Here is a 17,434-nt window from a genome sequence, read left to right on the forward strand (position 1 = left end):
GACGCGTCACACCGAGCGCCAGGCACCCTACTTCGGCCATAACGGAGCAGATGTGGGAAGTTCGCCTGGGCAGAATGCGTGTCGGCGGCGATTGAATCATTCAGACGGCACCAACGAGTGATCGGCCGTCAGACTGGATGTCCACCGACCACCCGACGAGAGATCTCTCAAAGGCCGTTGACACGCAGAGTCCCCGACGCTCTACGCGACGTTTGGCTGGGACCATCCCCGCGGGTGCGGGGAGCACTCGCTCACAGGGAAACACACGCTGGCGGTGCTGGGATCATCCCCGCGCCCGCGGGGATAGCCCTCCGGCGAACTGGATGAAGAAGACCACGGGTTGGTGCTCCCCGCGGACGCGGGTCCCAAGGAAGACTCACACGGCGGTGACCCGAAGGCGTGCTCCCCGCGGACGCGGGGATGGTCCCTCATACCGGCCCGCATCCCGGTGCCACGGGTCGTGCCCCTCCGTTATCTTCTTCGCGGTCCTGCAAGAGGGCCGCTGGCCTCCGGGCCCGGCATGGCTGGTCCCCCCTGTCGAACGGATGACCTGGGGGGTGGTGCCACCGGGCCCGAGAGGTGCCGTTGGAGACGCTGATGAGTGCCTCTGTGTGTCAAGCGGCCGAAGTGAGAGCCTTGTGGCGGTCGCGTTTAAGGGTGCGATAGACCACGTTCGAGAGACGCCGCTTGAGGGCCCTCCGTGCCTCCGCCGGTGTCTTGCCCTCGGCGATCTTGCGCAGGTAGTACTCCTGTCCACGGCCGCCGTCACGCCTCTGTCGAGCCACACCGCGCGCGTGCCGGCCAGCGGCGGCAAACTCATCATGAGCCAGCCCGAGTTGGAGCGGCATGAGGTCACGCGAGCCCATGCTGACCGGCACCCTGGACGCTACGGCTGCAGACCGTGCGTCTGGGCCCGATTCAACAAGTCAGAGGTCCGACTACCGCCCCGCCGAGCGCAAGGCCCGGCAGTACGCGGGCGGCAGGTCTGCATAACGTGGATGCGCGCACGACGCCGACGCCCAGGCCAGCACGCACGACATCCGTTCGGGAGGACGGCTTGAACGACAGCGACGAGATAGGCGTCTTCCTCGGTCTGGACGTCGGCAAGACCGCCCACCACGGCGCACGGGCTCACCCCGGCCGGCAAGAAGGTCTTCGACAAGCAGTTGCCCAACACCGAACCGAAGCTGCGGGACGTCTTCGAGAAGCTCAAGACCAAGTTCGACACCGTCCTCGTCGTGGTGGACCAGCCCGCTTCCATCGGCGCCCTCCCGCTCACGGTCGCCCGGGACACCGGCTGCAAGGTCGCCTACCTGCCCGGGCTGGCCATGCGGCGGATCGCCAACCTCTACCCCGGCGAGGCGAAAACTGACGCGAAGGACGCCGCGGTGATCGCGGACGCGGCCCGCAACATGCCGCACACCCTGCGCTCGCTGGAACTCACCGACGAGATCACCGCCGAGCTGACCGTGCTCGTCGGCTTCGACCAGGACCTGGCGGCCGAGGCCACCCGCACCTCCAACCGGATCCGCGGCCTGCTCACCCAGTTCCACCCCAGCCTCGAACGGGTCCTCGGCCCGCGACTGGACCACCAGGCCGTGACCTGGCTGCTGGAACGCTACGGATCCCCGGCCGCACTGCGAAAGGCCGGACGCCGCAGGCTGGTTGAGGTGGTCCGCCCCAAGGCCCCGCGCATGGCGTCACGACTGATCGACGACGTCTTCGAGGCACTCGACGAGCAGACCGTCGTCGTCCCGGGCACCGGCACCCTCGACATCGTGATCCCCTCCCGGGCTCGTAAAGACCGGCGTGGATCGCCCGGAACAGGCGCCCACCCCGCTCACCGGGCGTACAAACCAGGTCAAGTAGGCGCCACACCCGCTCAACAATCGCAGGACGCCATCATGGTCATCGCGTATCGGGCCGCGGTAGCAACGGCCTCTGTAGCTCTAGCGTTCGGAACCGCGGCCTCTGGTATCAGCGCCGCACAGCTCGTCTCCCAGACAGACAGCACTGTCAATGAGGCCGCCCGGGACAAGCCACGCCCCACGCAGCCGCTACATCCTCCCGGGCTCGGGCAGTCTGCTGACAACCGCCCGGACCAGGCGAGCACCCCGGAAGAACCGCCCTTGACCGGGCGAATTAATCGGGTCTTCGATCATCCTTCCCAGGGCCACGGGGCAACTCCGTAGAGGCAGTGGCGACAGCAATAACGGGAGTGGCGCCAAGAGTGGAAATAGAGAAACCCCCGACCCAACAGGGTTCGGGGGTCTTCTGCGATGCGGCCTGCTGCTCTTCCAGGTCTTCGATCGGGATCACAGCGTGAGGGGGTCGGTGAGTGCGGCCCTTCCGCGCATCCTTCGGCTCAGGCTCGGTGCCGAGTTCGCACGCCTCGATGTCGCCACCGAGTGGCCATCAGCCGTGAGATTCTGCCACTGGATCTGAGGCCCCGCTGACCACATGCGGGGTGCGCGGGGCGCTCGTAGGCTGGAGCTGCTCGGGGTAGTCGCGGAGGTCTGCCATGCCCCGAACCGTGTGGTCAGGTGCCATCCCGTTCGGCCTCGTCACTTCTCTGAACTAACACTCGCGTCCGCTACGGTGGCGCTCGTTCAGGTGCGCACAGAATCCGTACCGCCGCCGACCCTGATCTCTGGACACTGCGACAACGGCCGCCTGCCACGGGGGATAGACGGGCGGCTTCGCTTTATTCGTCGGCCCCTTCGCGCTCCGGCGCGGCGAGTTCGATTCCGCGGATGCAGCGGAGCCAGCGCGCTAGCTGTGCTGTTCGGGCACGTTGGTGACGGCACCGTGGTCTTGCATGGGTGAGGGCCTTCTGGATTCGGTGGGGATTGCGACATCGTCCGCCGACCGCAGGAGGCCCTCATGTGCCACCGTAATGCCCCGCTGACGCCTACCGGCAGACTGCGTCTGGCCTGGTGCGTGGTCGAGGACGGCTGGCCGTTACGGCAGGCAGCCGAACGGTTCCAGATCAGCCACACCACCGCGAAAAGGTGGGCCGACCGCTACCGGCTGCGGGGATGGGCCGGCATGTACGACCGCTCCAGCCGCCCCCATCACTCCCCGCGCAAGACTGCGGCCGCGGTCGAAGAGCGGGTGGTGCACCTGCGGCAAGAGCACCGGATCGGACCGCTCAGGCTGGCAGTGCGCACCGGTGTGGCCGCTTCCACCGCCCACCGCATCCTGCGTGATCACTGTTTGCCCCCGCTGGCAAGTCTGGACCGGGCAACCGGCCGACCGGTGCGCCGCTACGAGCGCACACGCCCCGGCGAACTGGTCCACATCGACGTCAAGAAGCTCGGCCGCATCCCTGACGGCGGCGGTCACAAGGTACTCGGCCGGGCCACCGGCCGGAGCAACCAGGCCCGCGCAGGCCACGGTTACCTGTACCTGCATACCGCCCTCGACGACCACTCCCGCCTTGCCTACACCGAGCATCTGCCCGATGAAACGGCCCCGACCTGCGCGGCCTTCCTGGTTCGGGCCACCGCATGGTTCGCCAAATACGGCGTCGTCATCGAGCGGGTGCTGACCGACAACGCCTGGGCCTACACGAAGAACACCTGGCGCAAGATCTGCCACGAGCTGGGTATCAGCCCCCGGTGGACTCGCCCCTGGCGGCCCCAGACCAACGGCAAGGTCGAACGCTTCCACCGCACCCTGCTCGACGAATGGGCCTACCGGCAGCCCTACACCTCAGAAACCGAACGCCAAGCGGCGTTTCCCGACTGGCTGGACTGGTACAACTACCACCGACCCCACACAGGAATCAGCGGCCAAACCCCAGCCAGCCGCGTCACCAACGTGTCCAAGCAGCACATGCGGACCACGAGCCGCCGCCCGTTCTCGTCCCGCTGGTCAGCCAACTCGGCTATGTAGAAGTTGACTTTGGCCTCCAGCGCGGCGGCCAGCATCCGTCGTGCGCCCTCCCGGACGATCTCGTCGATCAAGGAGGAGCCGTTGGCGGCGATGCCGTCGTCGTTCACTACTCTGAGCACAGACGCGCCTTCCCGACCGGTGCTGCAAACACCGGTCCTGCTCGGTGACCAATCGATCAATCACCTGGGAAGGTACGTCCTTCCCAGGCTGATCCACAGGTCTTGAGCATTGCTCCCGCTTCCGATCGCAGAAACTCGTCATTGGCTGTACCCAACGTTCCTCAAGGTGGCCTGGCAGAGCTGTCCGCGTTACATGCGCCATAACACCGCCTACAGTTCGTGCACCGCCGCACTCATCCCCCCGGGTACGCGTCGCGCCGCCGAGTGCGTGCCTGCGCGGCCTGGGCCGCGTGTGTGGTGATCTCGGCCTGCATCCGCGCAGCCCTGATGGCAACCCGGCCAGTGACCGACTAGCGGGGCTCACCGTGAGTCCCACTCTCTGGCCGCGAGCGGTGTTCCGTGGGCTTGGCGTCCTGTCTGACGGTCAGTGGTCTTGGGTCCTTTTGTGTTCCGGCTTCTCCAGGTACTCGGGGCAGTCGGGGTTGTGGCAGGTGCCCGGGCCCCACACCGGCACGAAGATTCCTAGAGTCTTGTGCCGTCCCTTGATGGTCATCTCGAGGGGGTGCTTGCAGACCGAGCACACCTGCGTCCTTCGGGAATCGGTCTCGCGCGCGATTTTGCTCATTCTTTAACAATAGGCTGTGTGGCCGGGGAAGGGGACGGGCCGCAGGGCCGTTCACCGCAGCGATGATCAGTGCGTCGACCGGGGTGTCACCGGGGCGGATCATCCGGCTGCTGGTCCTGTTCACCATGTGCGCCGGCAGGTCCGGGGTTCTCGGTTGGGGGGTCTGACAGGGAGGGTGCTTTCTCATCCTGTGCGGCGGGTGTCAGGTGGAGGGGGGCGGGTCGCCGCAGGCTGAATATGACGGATGCGGCCAGAACAACGACGATGACCGCGAGGCTGATCGGTGAGGGGATTTCCGGGATGCTGGGGCTGATCGTCTTGTGGGATGCCTGGAGGATGAGCTTGACGCCGATGAAAGCGAGGATGATCGCCAGGCCCTTGTTGAGGTAGTGGAAGCGGTCCAGCAGGCCCGCGAGCATGAAGTAGAGGGCGCGCAGGCCCAGGATGGCGAACGCGTTACTGGTGTAGACGATGAAGGCGTCGTCGCTGACAGCGAGGACAGCGGGGACGCTGTCGACGGCGAAGATCAAGTCGGCTGCCTCGATCGCGGCGACTACCGCGAGGAGCGGGGTGGCCACACGTTTGCCGGCCTCCCTGACGAAGAACTTCATGCCGGCGTACTCGTCCCGGACCGGCATGATTTTGCGGAGCATCCGCACGGCGAAGCTCTTGCCCGGGTCGAAGCTCTCCTCCTCGTTCTTGAGGAGCTTGTAGGTGCTGTAGAACAGGACGGCGGCGAAGGCGAACAGCACCGCGGTGAAGCGGCTGACGACGGCGACACCGAGCGAGAGGAAGATCCCGCGGAAGACGAGGGCGCCCATCACGCCGAAGAACAGGACTCGGTGCTGGTAGGCGCGCGGCACCTTAAAGTAGGCGAAGATCACCGCGAACACGAACAGGTTGTCCACCGACAGGCTCTTCTCCAGCAGCCACGCGGTGGTGTACTCGGTGCCGGCTGTCCCGCCGAGAACGAGGAAGACGACACCGGCGAAGACCAGAGCGAGACCCACCCAAAGGGCGCTCCAGGCGGCAGCCTCCTTGAAGCCGATGACATGCGCGGTGCGGTGGGCCAGCAGATCCACCGTCAGCGACACCACCACCGTCGCCGCGAACGCCCCCCACAGCCAGAACGGGACCTCAGGCACAACCCGTCACCTTCTCAGTGGCCCACACCGATACGGGCCCCTATACGGGAGTCTGCGACATTTCACTGGACCAGGCGACATCAGGGCTGGAGGCGGAGCATGTCTGGCTCGCCAGCTTCGCGGTGAGTGCACGCCACGAGGCGAGCGGCGCTCGGTACCTGGAGGTCTCCTGTCGCCGGGCCGGGCACCCCGGAGGACTTGGCGGTCGCGGGCGGTCGCGGTACACGGGCTTCTCGCTGTCCGAAGTTGATCAGCGGCGTACCGCAGGCCACGGCGGTTGCCCTGCGGGCATGCGGGCGGTGGCGAAGAGAGGCAAGGGCAAAGAGCCGGGTATAGCCTGAATTGCCGATTGATTGGCATGCGTCACTCAACACGCGGGAGAGGCTCATGACCTTCGTCCAGCTCATCGACTGCAAGACCAGCAATGTCGATCAACTCAACCAGCTCATGGACAGCTGGGTCGAGGCGACCCAGGGCAAGCGGACCGCCACACACTCGATCGTCGGGCGGGACCGCGCGGACTCCGCCCATGTCGTCGAGATCGTGGAGTTCCCGTCCTACGAGGAGGCGATGAAGAACTCCAACCTCCCCGAGACCAACCGCATCTTCGAGGAACTTGTCGCCGCCTGCGAGGAGACGCCCACCTTCACGGACCTCGACGTCGTACGGGACGAGCAGCTCAACAAGCTCGTCGTCCGCCGCTTCTTCGACGAGGTCATCAACGCCAAGAACCTCGACCTCGCCGACGAGCTGTGCACTGGCAACTACCGGGAGCACGACCCCTCCCTCTCCTCTTACGACGTGGACCTCGCCCAGGCCAAGCGGGAGAACGGCGAGATCCTGGACGCCTTCAATCCCCGGCTCACAGTGGAGAGCGTGATCGCCGAGGGCGACCTGGTGACCTGCCGGATCACCTTCCAGGGCCGGCACACCGGCACCTACCAGGGGCTGGAACCCACCAACCGGGACGTCGCCGGAACCGGGCACGCCACGTTCCGCTGCCAGGGCGGCAAGGTCGCCGAGAGCTGGTGGAACTGGGACGACCTCGGCCTGATGCGGCAACTGGGGGCCGTGGAAGCCTGACCCGTCCCAGGCTCTGGTTGCGTGAGGCGGCACGCCGAGTAAGGGGCGGTCCTATGCAGGCCGCCCCTTACTCGTGTGCCGTGGCCGTCGGTTACGGCAGCGGCGAGGAAACTCGCGATGTGATCAGCGAGCGCTCGGCCGTCGCCCGGCACGCTGTAGCACCTGTCCTGCGACGACACCGAGGGCCGCAACGCCTTCGACGATCCCGCGGGCGCCTACGGCCTATGGCCCTTCGCCGGGTTCGTCGACCTGCTGGCGGACGCCTGCGCCGCGAACCTTGTCAGCGACGACCGGTTCGCCTGCGCCGGCCCCGGCCGGCTGCTGCGCGAACTCTCCTGCGCGGTCGCCCGCTTGCCCTGGCCTATCAGGAGGCACCGCCCAATTGTTCCAGCTCCTCCACATCGACCACATCGACTACGTCCTCAGATGATGGAGCGGTCGCCGAAAGGCTTGTCGTAATCGGCCAGCGTGAGATCGCCGGGCTCGTCCCCGCCTTTTGTGACGACCCTGAGGATGTAGGGCTCGTCCTCCGTGGCGACGTAGGTGTTCGTGGTGGCGCCGTCCTCTTCCTTGGTCAGTGTGATGGCGTTCTGCCGCCGCGCTGCTTTCGCTGACAGAAGGACAGGCTCGACTGCACGTTGGCCCGCCTCGCCGGTGAGCGGCGCGAGGCGGGCCAGGCGCGGCCGACGACGGCCCGGGTGGCGCGTCTCACTCTGGCACGGGCGCTGTGCGCGCCGCGGTACCTCCGGTCGCGGCACGCCTTTCGGCGATGTCTGTCACCTGGTCGGGCCGTGTCAGGTGGTCTGTCCGGCTGCCAGCCGGACAAGCTGTCGTCGTCGCCGACGTCGGCGGTCAACCGCATGCCCGGCAGGTCGCTGACAGAGACCCCAACCGCGGCGGCGATGACCGCCGGCGGATGGCGCTCCGGCTCGCCGCGCTCGGATGGAGGGGTCGGCGACAATCTCGGCTTGATCACCGAACAGCAGCAGGACGCGGACGGTGATGCGCTCGGTGGTCATGGACGCCATTCCTTTCGGTAGCCAGGGTGGTGGGCGTAGCGTGACGCGCGCAGCCGGACGGCGGTCTCCAGACGGAGCACCCCGTACACGCCAACACCGTCGGGCAATCGGGGCGCGCAAGGGGCAGTGGCGAGCACGCACGCCGGCGCTGGGCGGGCCGAGCCTTTGGGGCCTGTCAGCCCCAGTGCCCAGCGGCACTGAACCCACTTGGACTTGGCGGAAGGCCGAAACTGTGACGACCCACCAGACCGTTTGCGTTTCGGTGTGCTGTCGGCCACATTTAGGCAGGTCACACCTGGTTCTCCAGCCGGAAACGGTGCTGGCCTTCATTGTCGGCGCCAAGGTTCGGGACCTCGCCCTGGGTGTGGCCACCGAACGCCTAAACGAAGTGGCTTTGACCTGCGCAAACGCGCTAACAAAGGAGGCTGGCTGCGTTATTCGGGACGCTACGCGACCGGAAAAGAGCAACGGTCAAAAGACAGTGTGCGTTTTGGCGTGTGCGGACGCGAGTCCGGACATTTCTCCCGCGACGGTGGCCGAGTTCTGCCGAGTTCTTCGGGGGCGTCTGCGTCGACCTGGGAGCGGAGGAAGCCATCGCTCAAGCCCGTACCTTCGCTCCCGATCTCATCATCGTCGAATCGGCCGACTACCTGGGGCGCTTCGCGGCGGCCGTCCTTGATGTACCTGTGGTCACGCACGGCGTGGGCATCGCCATCGAGGAGCAGCTGGCGCACGCCATGGACGCCGCCGCGGGCGCCCGGCTGTCCTCGCTCGAACTGACCCTTCCTGAGCCTCGCGCCTCCGTGGACCCGTGGCCCGAATGCCTTCAGCGGGACACCTGGCAGCCCCCCGTCGGGCGAATCGCGATCCGGTCCGAGGCGCATGAATCGGAGCCTCACGCGTCCGAGGCTCACGAAGGGGAGGACGGAAGCGAAGGGTCGAAGCCGGCCTTCCCTGGCCCCGGCCGTCAACACCTGCCTCGCGTGCTGGTCACGCTGGGTACTGTCCTCGACGAGCCCGAACTCCTCGCCACGATCGTGGACTCGCTGGCCGGGCCGGAGGTCAATGTCGTTGTCGCGGTCAATCCGTCCGCGCGGGCCGACACCGCGCCGACCGAACGTACCGGGGTCCGGGTCGTCGGATTCGTTCCTATGCGCCGCCTCCTCGAAGGCGTGGACGTCGTGGTCGCCTCGGGCGGAGCCGGCACCGTACTCGCGGTCCTCGGCTCCGGGATTCCCATGGTGTTGCTCCCCATGGGGCTGGACAAGCCGCTGAATGCCGAACGTGCGTCAGCGGTAGGAGCCGCGATGGTGGTGGACAGCCCCGATCAGATCGGTAAGGCGGTGACGAAGGTCCTGAGCGATGAGTCCTTCGCACACAGCGCGTCCACGGTGGCACAGGAGATCGCGGACATGAACTCCGCGGAGACCGTCCTCACCCTGCTGCTCGACCATGTGAGCTGACTCCGACAGTCGCCGCCAGCGACGGCGCGGCTGCGCCGTCGCTGGAAGGTACCCCGCATCCGCGCCGGTGAGCCATCACAGGTGACCGTCCGGTTGGGCATCACGGTCAGCAAGAACCGTGCTCCGCATGGCCATGGAGGTGCCGCGCAGATGGTGGATCTGTTGCCCGTGAACTAAGAGCAACCAATGGTTGCGCATACTGGAGGAAGGGTCTACAGTGATGTGCAACCAAAGGTTGCGAGATGGTGGGAGAGTGCGATGGAGTACGGCAGCATCGAGCGGGAGATCCACATCGAAGCCACGCCCGAGGTCGTCTACGAGGTCATCAGCAGGCCCGAACATCTGCGGGAGTGGTGGCCGGACGAGGCAGAGCTCGAGCCGGTGCCCGGCGCTACTGGGGCCATCTCGTTCGGCGACAGGACTGCGCCGGAGGCGAAGGTCGTACCACTCACCGTGGTGGAGGCCGACCCGCCCCGGCGGTTCTCCTTCCGCTGGGTGTACGACGAGGGGGAGGCCGCGACGTCGGACGACTCGCTCCTGGTGACCTTCGAGCTGGTCCCGTCGGGTGCGGGGACACTGCTGCGCTTCACCGAGGAGGGGTTCAGGGAGAGGGGCTGGGAGGTCGCCGTGCTCGAGGAGCAGTACCGCGAGCACGTCACCGGCTGGGACTACTTCCTGCCCCGCCTCGTCTCGTACGTCGCCCGGCTGGTGTCGACGCCATGAGCGTGACCATCGACGACGAGCTCTGGTCGGCGGTGGGGGACCCGACCCGGCGGCGGATGCTCGACCTGCTGTTGACCGACGGCGGCGGGACGGCGACCACGCTGAGTGAGCAGCTGCCGGTCACGCGGCAGGCGGTCGCCAAACACCTCGGCGTACTTGACCGGGTGGGGCTGGTGCACGTCACGCCGTCCGGACGCGAGCGCGTTTACCAGGTCGATGAGGCCCAACTCACCCGCGCAGTCGCGCAGTTGTCGTCGGTCGGGGCTGCCTGGGATGCCCGACTGCAACGCATCAAGCGGATCGCCGAAGCAATCCAGCGCGGCCAGGAGGGCTGACCCGCACGAACGAGCGCGCCGCCTCATCCGGGGCTGCGCTGATGAACCGCGCCCGCATGCGGGCGCCTACCCGAGGAACGAGGCATCGAGATGGTGGACATCCTGCACAGGATCGGAGTCGAGTCGTCTCCCGACGACGTCTACGCGGCCTTGGCCACGGTCGACGGTCTGGCGGGCTGGTGGACGGAGGACACCGACGGCGACACCAACGTCGGGGGAGTGATCCGGTTCCGCTTCGAGCCCGGCGGGTTCGACATGAAGGTACTGGAGGCCCGGCCCGCCGAGCGCGTGCTCTGGGAGGTCGTCGACGGTCCCGAGGAGTGGATCGGCACCAACATCCGCTTCGAGCTCAAGCAGGAGGACGGCTTCACGATCGTGCTGTTCCGGCACGAAGGCTGGAAGGAGCCGGTGGAGTTCATGTATCACTGCAGCACCAAGTGGGCGACCTTCCTGATGAGCCTCAAGAGGCTGGTCGAAACCGGCAAGGGCGAGCCCGCACCGCACGACGTCAAGATCAGCAACTGGCACTAGACCTTGCCCGTCACGTCTGTGCGAGCGTCAGGTGGGACGGCCCACCGGCTCGGGCCGCTGATCGTCCCGGGGGGCCGTCATCGGGAGATCCCGGCGCTCGTCCGCAGCAGCAAGGTCCGCAGCACCAGGGCGGCATGACGGGCGTTGGCATCCCGGCGGACACCATCTGCCGCGTCCTTGCCGCTGGGCGTGTTGTACGCCGATCGAAGGCCCGAACGGCCGTCATCCGCGTGTCCTCAGTAGGGGTGGCCTATGGAGTGGCATGGTCCTTGACGCTCTTTGCCGCGAGGGCCTGAGGTCGCCACACTCGGACCCTCGCGGCAGAGGCCCGCGTGACGCCGGCAGGGGAGGGGAGACCGGAGAAAGGGCAGCGCGCTCCTGGCGCGGTGGACGCGTGGGAGATCATGGTTGTACGGACGCGCGTGAGCCATAGTCGCCAGTTGTGGATCAGGTGATGCGGGGCGATGCGCAGTCGGCCCTGAGGGCCTGCTGATTCAGGCGTGTGCGCCGTGGGTGCCCGGGTCGCTGGGGTGAGTGGTGGCGCGGCTGCCGTGGGTGCACAGCGTAGGTCAGGTGCGTCACCCGCGACGACGGCTCCGAACGGACCGGCTCCAGTGCGATCCTCGGCCTCGCGGGCCTGGTCGAAGGCGTGCTCGATGCCGTCGTTGACGAAGTGGAACGTGGTGCCGCCGGGCCGCTCCCACGGGTCACGCTTGGTGTGCGTGACGACGAAGACGGGGGTGTGGAACGGCGCCTCTTCCGGCCAGGACTGCTCGCCGAGGTCGAACATGCGCCTGCCCATGACGCTCGCGCCGGTGCGCTCGCACATCTCCCGCGCGATGTCGTTGTCGCGGCCCTCCTCGCCGCCCTCGCCCAGCTTCAGGTTCTCCCGGAAGAACCGCAGCGGAAAGGCCCACTGCTGCAGCTCCGTCCACTGCGCCATCCAGCGCTGAACGTCCGGGTCCTGCCGCTGATCGAGTGCGAACAACTCGTCATCGGGCACGGACTCGGGCGCGACGCAGCCGTCCAGCGACATCGACACGCTGAAGAACACCTTCCCGGCCATCAGCCCTCCACCCCCTTCCGAACGATCTCGGTGACGTAGGCCGCCAGGCCGCTCAGGGTCTGCTGGCCGCCCTCGATCGCGTGGTACTTCTCGACCGCCTCGTCGCGCAGGTCAGAACCGACTCGAAGGCGTTCGGGTCGTCGCGGGACTCACCGTGCAGCAGCACGATCCGCTCCGGCGGGGCGATCCGCAGCCAGCGGATCCACTCGGAGTAGTCGGTCCCGTCCGGCCCGTGCAGCACGAAGTCCCACTCCCCGCCCTCGCGAAACACCGCGTGGTGGTGGTGAACCCTCCGGACCCCACCACCGCGACAGGTGCCGGACCTCGGTGAACGCCTCGAACACCAGCTCCCGCGGGGCGTCGATGACCCGGGAGATCACGATCTCCCGGTCGGCCGTCGCCGGCTCCGCCCGTTCTTGTCTCGCCCCTGCCATGGGTCAGTCGTCCTGCCGTGTCTGCTTGAGGTCCTGCACGTAGGTGTCCAGCCGGTCGAAACTCTCGTTCCAGAACCGCTCGAATCCGCCGACCCACTCGTGGACCGGCCGCAGCCCGCGGGCATCCAGGCCGTAGAGGCGCTGCTTGCCCGCCCCGCGGACCCGCACCAGCCCCACCTCCCGGAGCACCCGCAGGTGCTTGGACGCCCGCGGCTGGCTCATCCCCAGCTCCTGTGCCAGGTCGGTCGCCGGCCGCTCACCCGCCCGCAGCAGCGCCAGGATGTCCCGGCGCTGCGGCTCGGCGATCGCGTGGAACGCGTCCGATGTCGTTGCTGCTCGTGCCATGCCAGCGATCACATTCCCATATAGGCATGCGTCGACCCGGGGTGGAGCGGACGATCGACAGGCCCAAGGAACGTCCGCGCACCTCGACACGTCGGCCTACCTGTGGCCTCGAGAGTCGGGGTGCACGCAGAGGAGTCCGTAGGAGCCAGGGGCAGTCGTCGCCACATGGGCCAACGGGCCCGCACCATCAGGCGACCAGCGGTGATGGGCATGGCCTTTCCGGTGGACGAGGCGAGGGGCCTGCCGTCTGAGCGGTGCGAAGCCGACGTGCATCGGCGATGTGCTCGCGATCGGGCCTCGGGCTCGTCAACTGCGCTCCCCTTGACGGTGATTCAGCCGCGAGTACTCGACGGTGGCGCTGATGCGGCCGGGCCGCCGCGCCCGGCCGCAGGAAGATCCGCCGGACACGCCTAGAGCGTGTCTCTTTGATGGGTTGGCCGGTTGATCGAAGGTGTCTGTCCGGTTAGTCATCACTGATGCAATGTGGGACCGGATCAAGCCGCTGATGCCGGCCGATCCGGTTCGCGGACGGCGGTGGGCCGAGATGGGCTGAAGACGGCACCTGGGAACGGATCTTCGCCGCGGTTCTGGCCGCGGCGGATGCGAGAGATGACGTGGCGTGGACTGTGTCAGTGGACTCGACAGTCTGCCGTGCTCACCAGCACGCGGCCGGAGCCAGAAAGAGGGGGGCGCTTCTCCGGCTCGAACCCGACGATCACGCACTCGGACGCTCCCGTGGTGGCTTGAGCACCAAGGTCCACCTAGCCAGTGACAGCGAGGCCCGACCTCTGGCCATCCACGTCACTGCGGGCCAGGCCGGTGACGCGCCAGCCTTTGAGGCTGTCATGGGCAGGATCCGGATTCCGCGAAGCGGGCTCGGGAGGCCGAGAACCCAACCTGCCGCTGTCCTCGCGGACCGCGCTTACTCTTCTCGCGCGATCCGCGGGCATCTCCGTCGGCGAGGCATCCGTGCCGTCATTCCGCAGCCGGCCGACCAGGTCGGTCACCGCCTGCGGCGGGGTCGAGCAGGAGGTCGCCCGCCCGGCTTCGATGCTGAGGCATACAAGCAGCGCAACACCGTCGAGCGATGCATCAACCGCCTCAAGCAGTGGCGCGGCCTGGCCATGCGAACGGACAAGCTCGCCATCGCCTACCAGGCAGCGCTGCACCTCGCCGCCATCCTCATCTGGACCCGACGCTGACTGAGGAGCCAGAACCTATGACAGTGGCTGACCGCCAAGGCCCGTCTTGTTGACGCCCCGGGGCGAGAACGTCATGGGCCCTATCCAGCCCTGGCGGATGAGGGCGACTTGGGAAGGCAGCGGTGACACCGGGTCGATTGCCCTCCCGCGTGACCAGTTCTCCAACAGCCCCTCCGTCGTCTCGACAGCGGACACCACCATGGTCACCTTCAGGTTCCCGTCGCGCCAGGTGTTCCACAGCGCCCAGCCCTCAGACCTCGGCTCCACACCGATCCGGGCGCACACCTTCTCGTACCCTTCCTCCACCCCGGCCGGCATGGCCCCGGGCTTCAGCACTGAGGCTCCGACGAGTCGGACCAGAGGCCGGTGCTCCTCCGTGCAGCCATCGCCCTTGAAGTGGTAACTGCGCAAAGTCCGCGCAAGCGCGTTTACGCTGCGCTGGAGTGGTGTTGACTCTTCCGGATCTGCCTGGAACGAGAGCCATCCTTCGTTGGATGCCTCCACGCTGACGCGGTTGGCGAGGCGCTCAATCTCCCGGAGATAGTCCAGTTCGCTGAGCTCGGGTGAGGTCATGGCCTGAAGTTTCGCACCAGGCCAGTCGGCGCCGACACAAATTATCGATCCAGCATGCATCACCCATGCACACCACAGGTTCCAAGAGACAAGCCTAGCGGTGGGTGAGGCCGTCGATGATCAGGGTGAGGGTGAAGTCGAAGCGGTCGTGGCTTTCGCCGGCGGTGAGTTCGGCGGCGTGGCGGGTGGTGTGGGGGAAGGTCTCGGCGGGCAGGGCGGTGAGGCGGCGCAGCAGTTCGTTCCGGTCGTGGACCCAGATGGTGTCGTCGTGTGCTGCTCTCTGCCGGGCGATGGATGCTTCGAGGCAGTGGGCCGCCACGTACAGCAGGAGGGCGTCGGTGGCCCAGGCGGCGGCCTGCGGGGGAACGCCGCCGGCGAGCAGGATCGCCAGCATTCCTTCGCTGACGCGCAGGGTGTCGAGGTCGGTGGGGGCCATGGCGAGCGCGGCGCGGGAGATGCCGGGGTAGGCCAGGTACTGGTCGCGCAGCTGGGTGCACACGCTGCGGATCTGCTCCCGCCAGGCCGCGGGGTCGGGCTCGGGCAGGGCGAGTTGGGCGCACAGCCGGCCGATGAGCAGTTCGTCGAGGTCGGCCTTGTTGACCACGTGGGCGTAGAGCGAGGCGGGACCGGTGTCGAGGGCGCCGGCCAGCCGGCGCATGGTCAGTGCCTCGTAGCCCTCGGCGGCGATGACGGCCAGTGCGGTGTCGATGACCTGTTCCACGGTGATCGGGGCCTTGCGGCGCCGCGGCCTGGGGCCGGCTTCGGCCTCGGGGGTGGGCGGCTGGTGGCGCGCCGCGCGTCGCTCTCTGGGGTTCACCAGGCCACTATAACTTGTCACGAACATCGTTCGTTTATAGAACGCTGTTCGTGACAGTGAATATGGATCAGGATGTGGACGTGACCGTGGTCGGAGCCGGGCCGGTGGGCCTCGTACTCGCCGCGGAACTGGCGCTCTGCGGGGCGACGGTGCAGATACTCGAGCGGCGGGCCGAGCCGGACGAGGCCGTGAAGGCGCAGTCGATCAACCTGCCGACGGCCGAGGCCCTCGACCGCCGCGGCCTGCTGCCGGCCGCGAGGCGGTGCAGCGGGAACTGCTCGACCGCGTGGGATCGTTCGCCCGCACGGCCGACGACCCACCACCCGGTGGCGGCGGGCGCGCGCCCGAGGCACGGTTCACCGGGCACTTCGCGGGAATGATCCTCGACGCCGACCTCGTGGACTGGTCAGATCCCGACCTCACCGCGCACACAGCGGCCGGCGGAGCGAGGATGGTGCCGCAGCGCGAGCTGGAGGCGCTGCTCGCCGGACACGTTGCGCGACTCGGCGTACCGGTGCGCCGAGGGGTGGAGGTCACCGCGTTGGACGACACCGGCGACGGTGTGCTCGTCGGTACGAGTGCCGGCACGGTGCGCACCGGGTGGCTGGTCGGCTGCGACGGCGGGCACAGCACCGTGCGCCGCCTCGCGGGCATCGGCTTCTCCGGCACCGACCCCGAACTCACCGGGTACCAGGCCGTCGTCGACGTCGCCGACCCTTCGATGCTCGGACACGGCTGGACGTGGACGCCCAAGGGGGCCTACCGCTACGGGCCGCAGCCCGGCCGGGTGGCCACCGTCGAGTTCGACGGCGCTCACGCCGACCTCCCACACGCTCGGCTTCGCTCGCGCGGGACCCCCATGGCGCCGGTCACGCTTGAGGAGGTGCAGGCCAGCCTGCGCCGGGTCTCGGGCACCCACGTCACGCTGGCCGCACTGCGCGCCACCTCGACCCGCTGCACCGATGGGCTGGCACGCCGTCGTCGTAGCCACGACGGTCTTCGCCGGCGCCCCCACTTCCCGCTGCATATCGTCCAGGCAAGCCACCTAGTCTTCTGAGTCAGGAATTCTGTTCAGATAGCTGGCGAGGCATTCGAGGATCTGGTCTGCGGTCTTCGTCCAGATGTAGGGCTTGGGGTCGGTGTTCCATGCGCGCTCGTAGCGGCGGATGACCTGCCCGGTGGGCCGGTCCAGGGAGGCGAGTCGGCTCAGACCGTGCCGGACCAGGATCCGGTGCACGGTCGAGGCAGGCAGGCCCAGGATCGGACCCAGGCGGGCGGGACCGGGTTTTCGCTCCCGGCGCAGTCGGCAGACGCGGGCCTCCAGCGCTGAGGCGGTTCGCTGGGGCGTGGTCCGGGGTCGGCTGGACCGGTCGTGCAGCCCCGGCTCGCCCTCTGCCCGCCAGCGGCGGATCCACTTGTGGGCCGTGGCGCGCGAGATGCCCATCTCCGCTGCGACATGCGCAACCGGGCGGCCGACGCGAACACGCTCGATGAGCAACCGCCTGCCGTGAACGGTCAGCCGGGCATTACGGTGGGACACGAAGACCTCCGTGCGGTGCAGTCCTAGACAGCTCCACCACACCGGAGGTCTTCGCCATGATCAAGCCCGCCCAGTGTCAACAACGCTCGTGATCAATACACCTAGGCGCGCTCGAACTTCCAGGTGATGCTGGAGGCGTCGGCCTTGACGACGGTGACGGGGATGGAGAGGTCCTTGCCGTCGCCGTCCTTCGCGGTGCACGTCACCTCGGTACCGGCCACCGCCTTGAGGGCGGGGCACTTCACGATGGACGTGTCACCGCCGATCCACGGTAGCGGGCTGTACTTCGACGAGGTGCGGCCTGTGACGGTCTCTCCGCTGAGCGCCTTGTGGCCGTCCACGGTCACGGAGGTGGACTTGTCGAGTCTGGTGGTCGACTCCGTACCGCTCATCGCGTACGTGAGGGCTCCGCCGCCGACGACCACCGCCGCCACCGCGACGCCGGTAATGATGAGGGGCTTGCGTTCCATAAGGTGCTCCTGGTGGAGAGAGGTGGGGTTGCGGCACCCAATCTCTC

18 protein-coding genes and 5 pseudogenes are annotated in these 17,434 nt (G+C 67.7%); 11 read left to right on the forward strand and 12 right to left on the reverse strand.

Annotated features, from left to right (window positions below):
* Nucleotides 1–614: 614 nt before the first annotated feature.
* Nucleotides 615–785 carry a hypothetical protein gene (locus QQY66_RS48425; protein ID WP_301986985.1) on the reverse strand — a complete coding sequence of 57 codons (171 nt, stop codon included), beginning with the start codon at nucleotides 783–785 and terminating at the stop codon, nucleotides 615–617.
* A gap of 272 nt (nucleotides 786–1,057) precedes the next feature.
* On the opposite strand from QQY66_RS48425, the pseudogene QQY66_RS48430 reads away from it, so the two are divergent.
* Together QQY66_RS48430 and QQY66_RS48435 are read left to right on the forward strand one after the other, a co-directional pair.
* Nucleotides 1,058–1,790, forward strand: a pseudogene (locus tag QQY66_RS48430) (IS110 family transposase); the annotation flags it as partial.
* 1,093 nt (nucleotides 1,791–2,883) lie between these two features.
* Nucleotides 2,884–3,897 carry an IS481 family transposase gene (locus QQY66_RS48435; RefSeq protein WP_301986987.1) on the forward strand — a complete coding sequence of 338 codons (1,014 nt, stop codon included), beginning with the start codon at nucleotides 2,884–2,886 and terminating at the stop codon, nucleotides 3,895–3,897.
* On the opposite strand, the pseudogene QQY66_RS48440 reads toward QQY66_RS48435, so the two are convergent.
* The 3 genes and pseudogenes from QQY66_RS48440 to QQY66_RS48450 form a co-directional block, all read right to left on the reverse strand.
* Nucleotides 3,840–4,016 (reverse strand): annotated as a pseudogene (locus tag QQY66_RS48440) (IS256 family transposase); the annotation flags it as partial. The gene QQY66_RS48435 and the pseudogene QQY66_RS48440 sit on opposite strands and share 58 nt — an antisense overlap.
* Nucleotides 4,017–4,440: 424 nt before the next feature.
* Entirely contained in the window at nucleotides 4,441–4,641 is a 201-nt protein-coding gene (locus tag QQY66_RS48445) for a hypothetical protein (protein ID WP_301986989.1), read from the reverse strand.
* Between the two features lie 86 nt (nucleotides 4,642–4,727).
* Nucleotides 4,728–5,786, reverse strand: coding sequence for a TerC family protein (locus tag QQY66_RS48450; protein ID WP_301986990.1), 1,059 nt, complete (start codon nucleotides 5,784–5,786; stop codon nucleotides 4,728–4,730).
* Between the two features lie 387 nt (nucleotides 5,787–6,173).
* On the opposite strand from QQY66_RS48450, the gene QQY66_RS48455 reads away from it, so the two are divergent.
* On the forward strand, nucleotides 6,174–6,869 hold the full coding sequence (locus QQY66_RS48455) for an ester cyclase (protein ID WP_301986991.1): 696 nt from the start codon (nucleotides 6,174–6,176) through the stop codon (nucleotides 6,867–6,869).
* Nucleotides 6,870–7,291: 422 nt separating this feature from the next.
* On the opposite strand, the gene QQY66_RS48460 is transcribed toward QQY66_RS48455, so the two are convergent.
* Nucleotides 7,292–7,627 (reverse strand): hypothetical protein, encoded by a 336-nt coding sequence (locus tag QQY66_RS48460; RefSeq protein WP_301986993.1) that lies wholly within the window; start codon nucleotides 7,625–7,627, stop codon nucleotides 7,292–7,294.
* A 33-nt stretch (nucleotides 7,628–7,660) separates the two neighbouring features.
* Between QQY66_RS48460 and QQY66_RS48465 the strand changes: the two genes are divergently transcribed.
* The 5 genes from QQY66_RS48465 to QQY66_RS48485 all read left to right on the forward strand — a co-directional run bounded on the left by QQY66_RS48465 (nucleotide 7,661) and on the right by QQY66_RS48485 (nucleotide 10,940).
* A complete protein-coding gene (locus QQY66_RS48465; RefSeq protein ID WP_301986995.1) occupies nucleotides 7,661–7,909 on the forward strand; it encodes a hypothetical protein in 249 nt (82 codons plus the stop codon).
* A 476-nt stretch (nucleotides 7,910–8,385) separates the two neighbouring features.
* Nucleotides 8,386–9,351: a glycosyltransferase gene (locus QQY66_RS48470; protein ID WP_301986996.1), complete on the forward strand. Its 966-nt coding sequence runs from the start codon at nucleotides 8,386–8,388 to the stop codon at nucleotides 9,349–9,351.
* Nucleotides 9,352–9,609: 258 nt separating this feature from the next.
* Nucleotides 9,610–10,074 (forward strand): SRPBCC family protein, encoded by a 465-nt coding sequence (locus QQY66_RS48475; protein ID WP_301986997.1) that lies wholly within the window; start codon nucleotides 9,610–9,612, stop codon nucleotides 10,072–10,074.
* Nucleotides 10,071–10,409: a metalloregulator ArsR/SmtB family transcription factor gene (locus QQY66_RS48480; protein WP_301986998.1), complete on the forward strand. Its 339-nt coding sequence runs from the start codon at nucleotides 10,071–10,073 to the stop codon at nucleotides 10,407–10,409. The genes QQY66_RS48475 and QQY66_RS48480 overlap by 4 nt, the downstream gene beginning before the upstream one ends.
* A gap of 90 nt (nucleotides 10,410–10,499) precedes the next feature.
* Entirely contained in the window at nucleotides 10,500–10,940 is a 441-nt protein-coding gene (locus QQY66_RS48485) for an SRPBCC domain-containing protein (RefSeq protein ID WP_301986999.1), read from the forward strand.
* Between the two features lie 447 nt (nucleotides 10,941–11,387).
* Here QQY66_RS48485 and QQY66_RS48490 read toward each other — a convergent pair.
* The 3 genes and pseudogenes from QQY66_RS48490 to QQY66_RS48500 all read right to left on the reverse strand — a co-directional run bounded on the left by QQY66_RS48490 (nucleotide 11,388) and on the right by QQY66_RS48500 (nucleotide 12,785).
* Nucleotides 11,388–12,006: pseudogene (locus tag QQY66_RS48490) on the reverse strand (dihydrofolate reductase family protein).
* Between the two features lie 52 nt (nucleotides 12,007–12,058).
* Complete coding sequence (locus tag QQY66_RS48495; RefSeq protein ID WP_301987001.1) at nucleotides 12,059–12,277, reverse strand: SRPBCC domain-containing protein; 219 nt, start codon at nucleotides 12,275–12,277, stop codon at nucleotides 12,059–12,061.
* A gap of 166 nt (nucleotides 12,278–12,443) precedes the next feature.
* Nucleotides 12,444–12,785, reverse strand: coding sequence for a helix-turn-helix transcriptional regulator (locus QQY66_RS48500; protein WP_301987002.1), 342 nt, complete (start codon nucleotides 12,783–12,785; stop codon nucleotides 12,444–12,446).
* A 451-nt stretch (nucleotides 12,786–13,236) separates the two neighbouring features.
* Here QQY66_RS48500 and QQY66_RS48505 point away from each other — a divergent pair.
* Nucleotides 13,237–13,987, forward strand: a pseudogene (locus QQY66_RS48505) (IS5 family transposase).
* 15 nt (nucleotides 13,988–14,002) lie between these two features.
* On the opposite strand, the gene QQY66_RS48510 reads toward QQY66_RS48505, so the two are convergent.
* Together QQY66_RS48510 and QQY66_RS48515 are read right to left on the reverse strand one after the other, a co-directional pair.
* Complete coding sequence (locus QQY66_RS48510; protein ID WP_301987003.1) at nucleotides 14,003–14,560, reverse strand: hypothetical protein; 558 nt, start codon at nucleotides 14,558–14,560, stop codon at nucleotides 14,003–14,005.
* Nucleotides 14,561–14,654: 94 nt separating this feature from the next.
* Nucleotides 14,655–15,377: a TetR/AcrR family transcriptional regulator gene (locus QQY66_RS48515; protein WP_301987005.1), complete on the reverse strand. Its 723-nt coding sequence runs from the start codon at nucleotides 15,375–15,377 to the stop codon at nucleotides 14,655–14,657.
* A gap of 80 nt (nucleotides 15,378–15,457) precedes the next feature.
* Between QQY66_RS48515 and QQY66_RS50750 the strand changes: the two genes are divergently transcribed.
* Both QQY66_RS50750 and QQY66_RS48520 read left to right on the forward strand, forming a co-directional pair.
* Nucleotides 15,458–15,757 (forward strand): FAD-dependent oxidoreductase, encoded by a 300-nt coding sequence (locus QQY66_RS50750; RefSeq protein ID WP_367667060.1) that lies wholly within the window; start codon nucleotides 15,458–15,460, stop codon nucleotides 15,755–15,757.
* Nucleotides 15,754–16,434 (forward strand): FAD-dependent monooxygenase, encoded by a 681-nt coding sequence (locus tag QQY66_RS48520; protein ID WP_367667061.1) that lies wholly within the window; start codon nucleotides 15,754–15,756, stop codon nucleotides 16,432–16,434. The genes QQY66_RS50750 and QQY66_RS48520 overlap by 4 nt, the downstream gene beginning before the upstream one ends.
* A 90-nt stretch (nucleotides 16,435–16,524) precedes the next feature.
* On the opposite strand, the pseudogene QQY66_RS48525 reads toward QQY66_RS48520, so the two are convergent.
* Together QQY66_RS48525 and QQY66_RS48530 are read right to left on the reverse strand one after the other, a co-directional pair.
* A pseudogene (locus QQY66_RS48525) lies at nucleotides 16,525–16,917 on the reverse strand (leucine zipper domain-containing protein); the annotation flags it as partial.
* A 101-nt stretch (nucleotides 16,918–17,018) separates the two neighbouring features.
* On the reverse strand, nucleotides 17,019–17,387 hold the full coding sequence (locus QQY66_RS48530) for a hypothetical protein (protein ID WP_301987007.1): 369 nt from the start codon (nucleotides 17,385–17,387) through the stop codon (nucleotides 17,019–17,021).
* Nucleotides 17,388–17,434 lie beyond the last annotated feature (47 nt).

Source organism: Streptomyces sp. DG2A-72, from assembly GCF_030499575.1.
Taxonomy (GTDB): domain Bacteria; phylum Actinomycetota; class Actinomycetes; order Streptomycetales; family Streptomycetaceae; genus Streptomyces.

Bases quoted from the DNA above. Each gene is read 5' to 3' on its own strand.
- QQY66_RS48435 (WP_301986987.1), top strand. From the start codon at position 2,884: ATGTGCCACCGTAATGCCCCGCTGACGCCTACCGGCAGACTGCGTCTG.
- QQY66_RS48445 (WP_301986989.1), bottom strand. From the start codon at position 4,641: ATGAGCAAAATCGCGCGCGAGACCGATTCCCGAAGGACGCAGGTGTGC.
- QQY66_RS48455 (WP_301986991.1), top strand. From the start codon at position 6,174: ATGACCTTCGTCCAGCTCATCGACTGCAAGACCAGCAATGTCGATCAA.
- QQY66_RS48475 (WP_301986997.1), top strand. From the start codon at position 9,610: ATGGAGTACGGCAGCATCGAGCGGGAGATCCACATCGAAGCCACGCCC.
- QQY66_RS48480 (WP_301986998.1), top strand. From the start codon at position 10,071: ATGAGCGTGACCATCGACGACGAGCTCTGGTCGGCGGTGGGGGACCCG.
- QQY66_RS48485 (WP_301986999.1), top strand. From the start codon at position 10,500: ATGGTGGACATCCTGCACAGGATCGGAGTCGAGTCGTCTCCCGACGAC.
- QQY66_RS48500 (WP_301987002.1), bottom strand. From the start codon at position 12,785: ATGGCACGAGCAGCAACGACATCGGACGCGTTCCACGCGATCGCCGAG.
- QQY66_RS48510 (WP_301987003.1), bottom strand. From the start codon at position 14,560: ATGACCTCACCCGAGCTCAGCGAACTGGACTATCTCCGGGAGATTGAG.
- QQY66_RS48520 (WP_367667061.1), top strand. From the start codon at position 15,754: ATGATCCTCGACGCCGACCTCGTGGACTGGTCAGATCCCGACCTCACC.
- QQY66_RS48530 (WP_301987007.1), bottom strand. From the start codon at position 17,387: ATGGAACGCAAGCCCCTCATCATTACCGGCGTCGCGGTGGCGGCGGTG.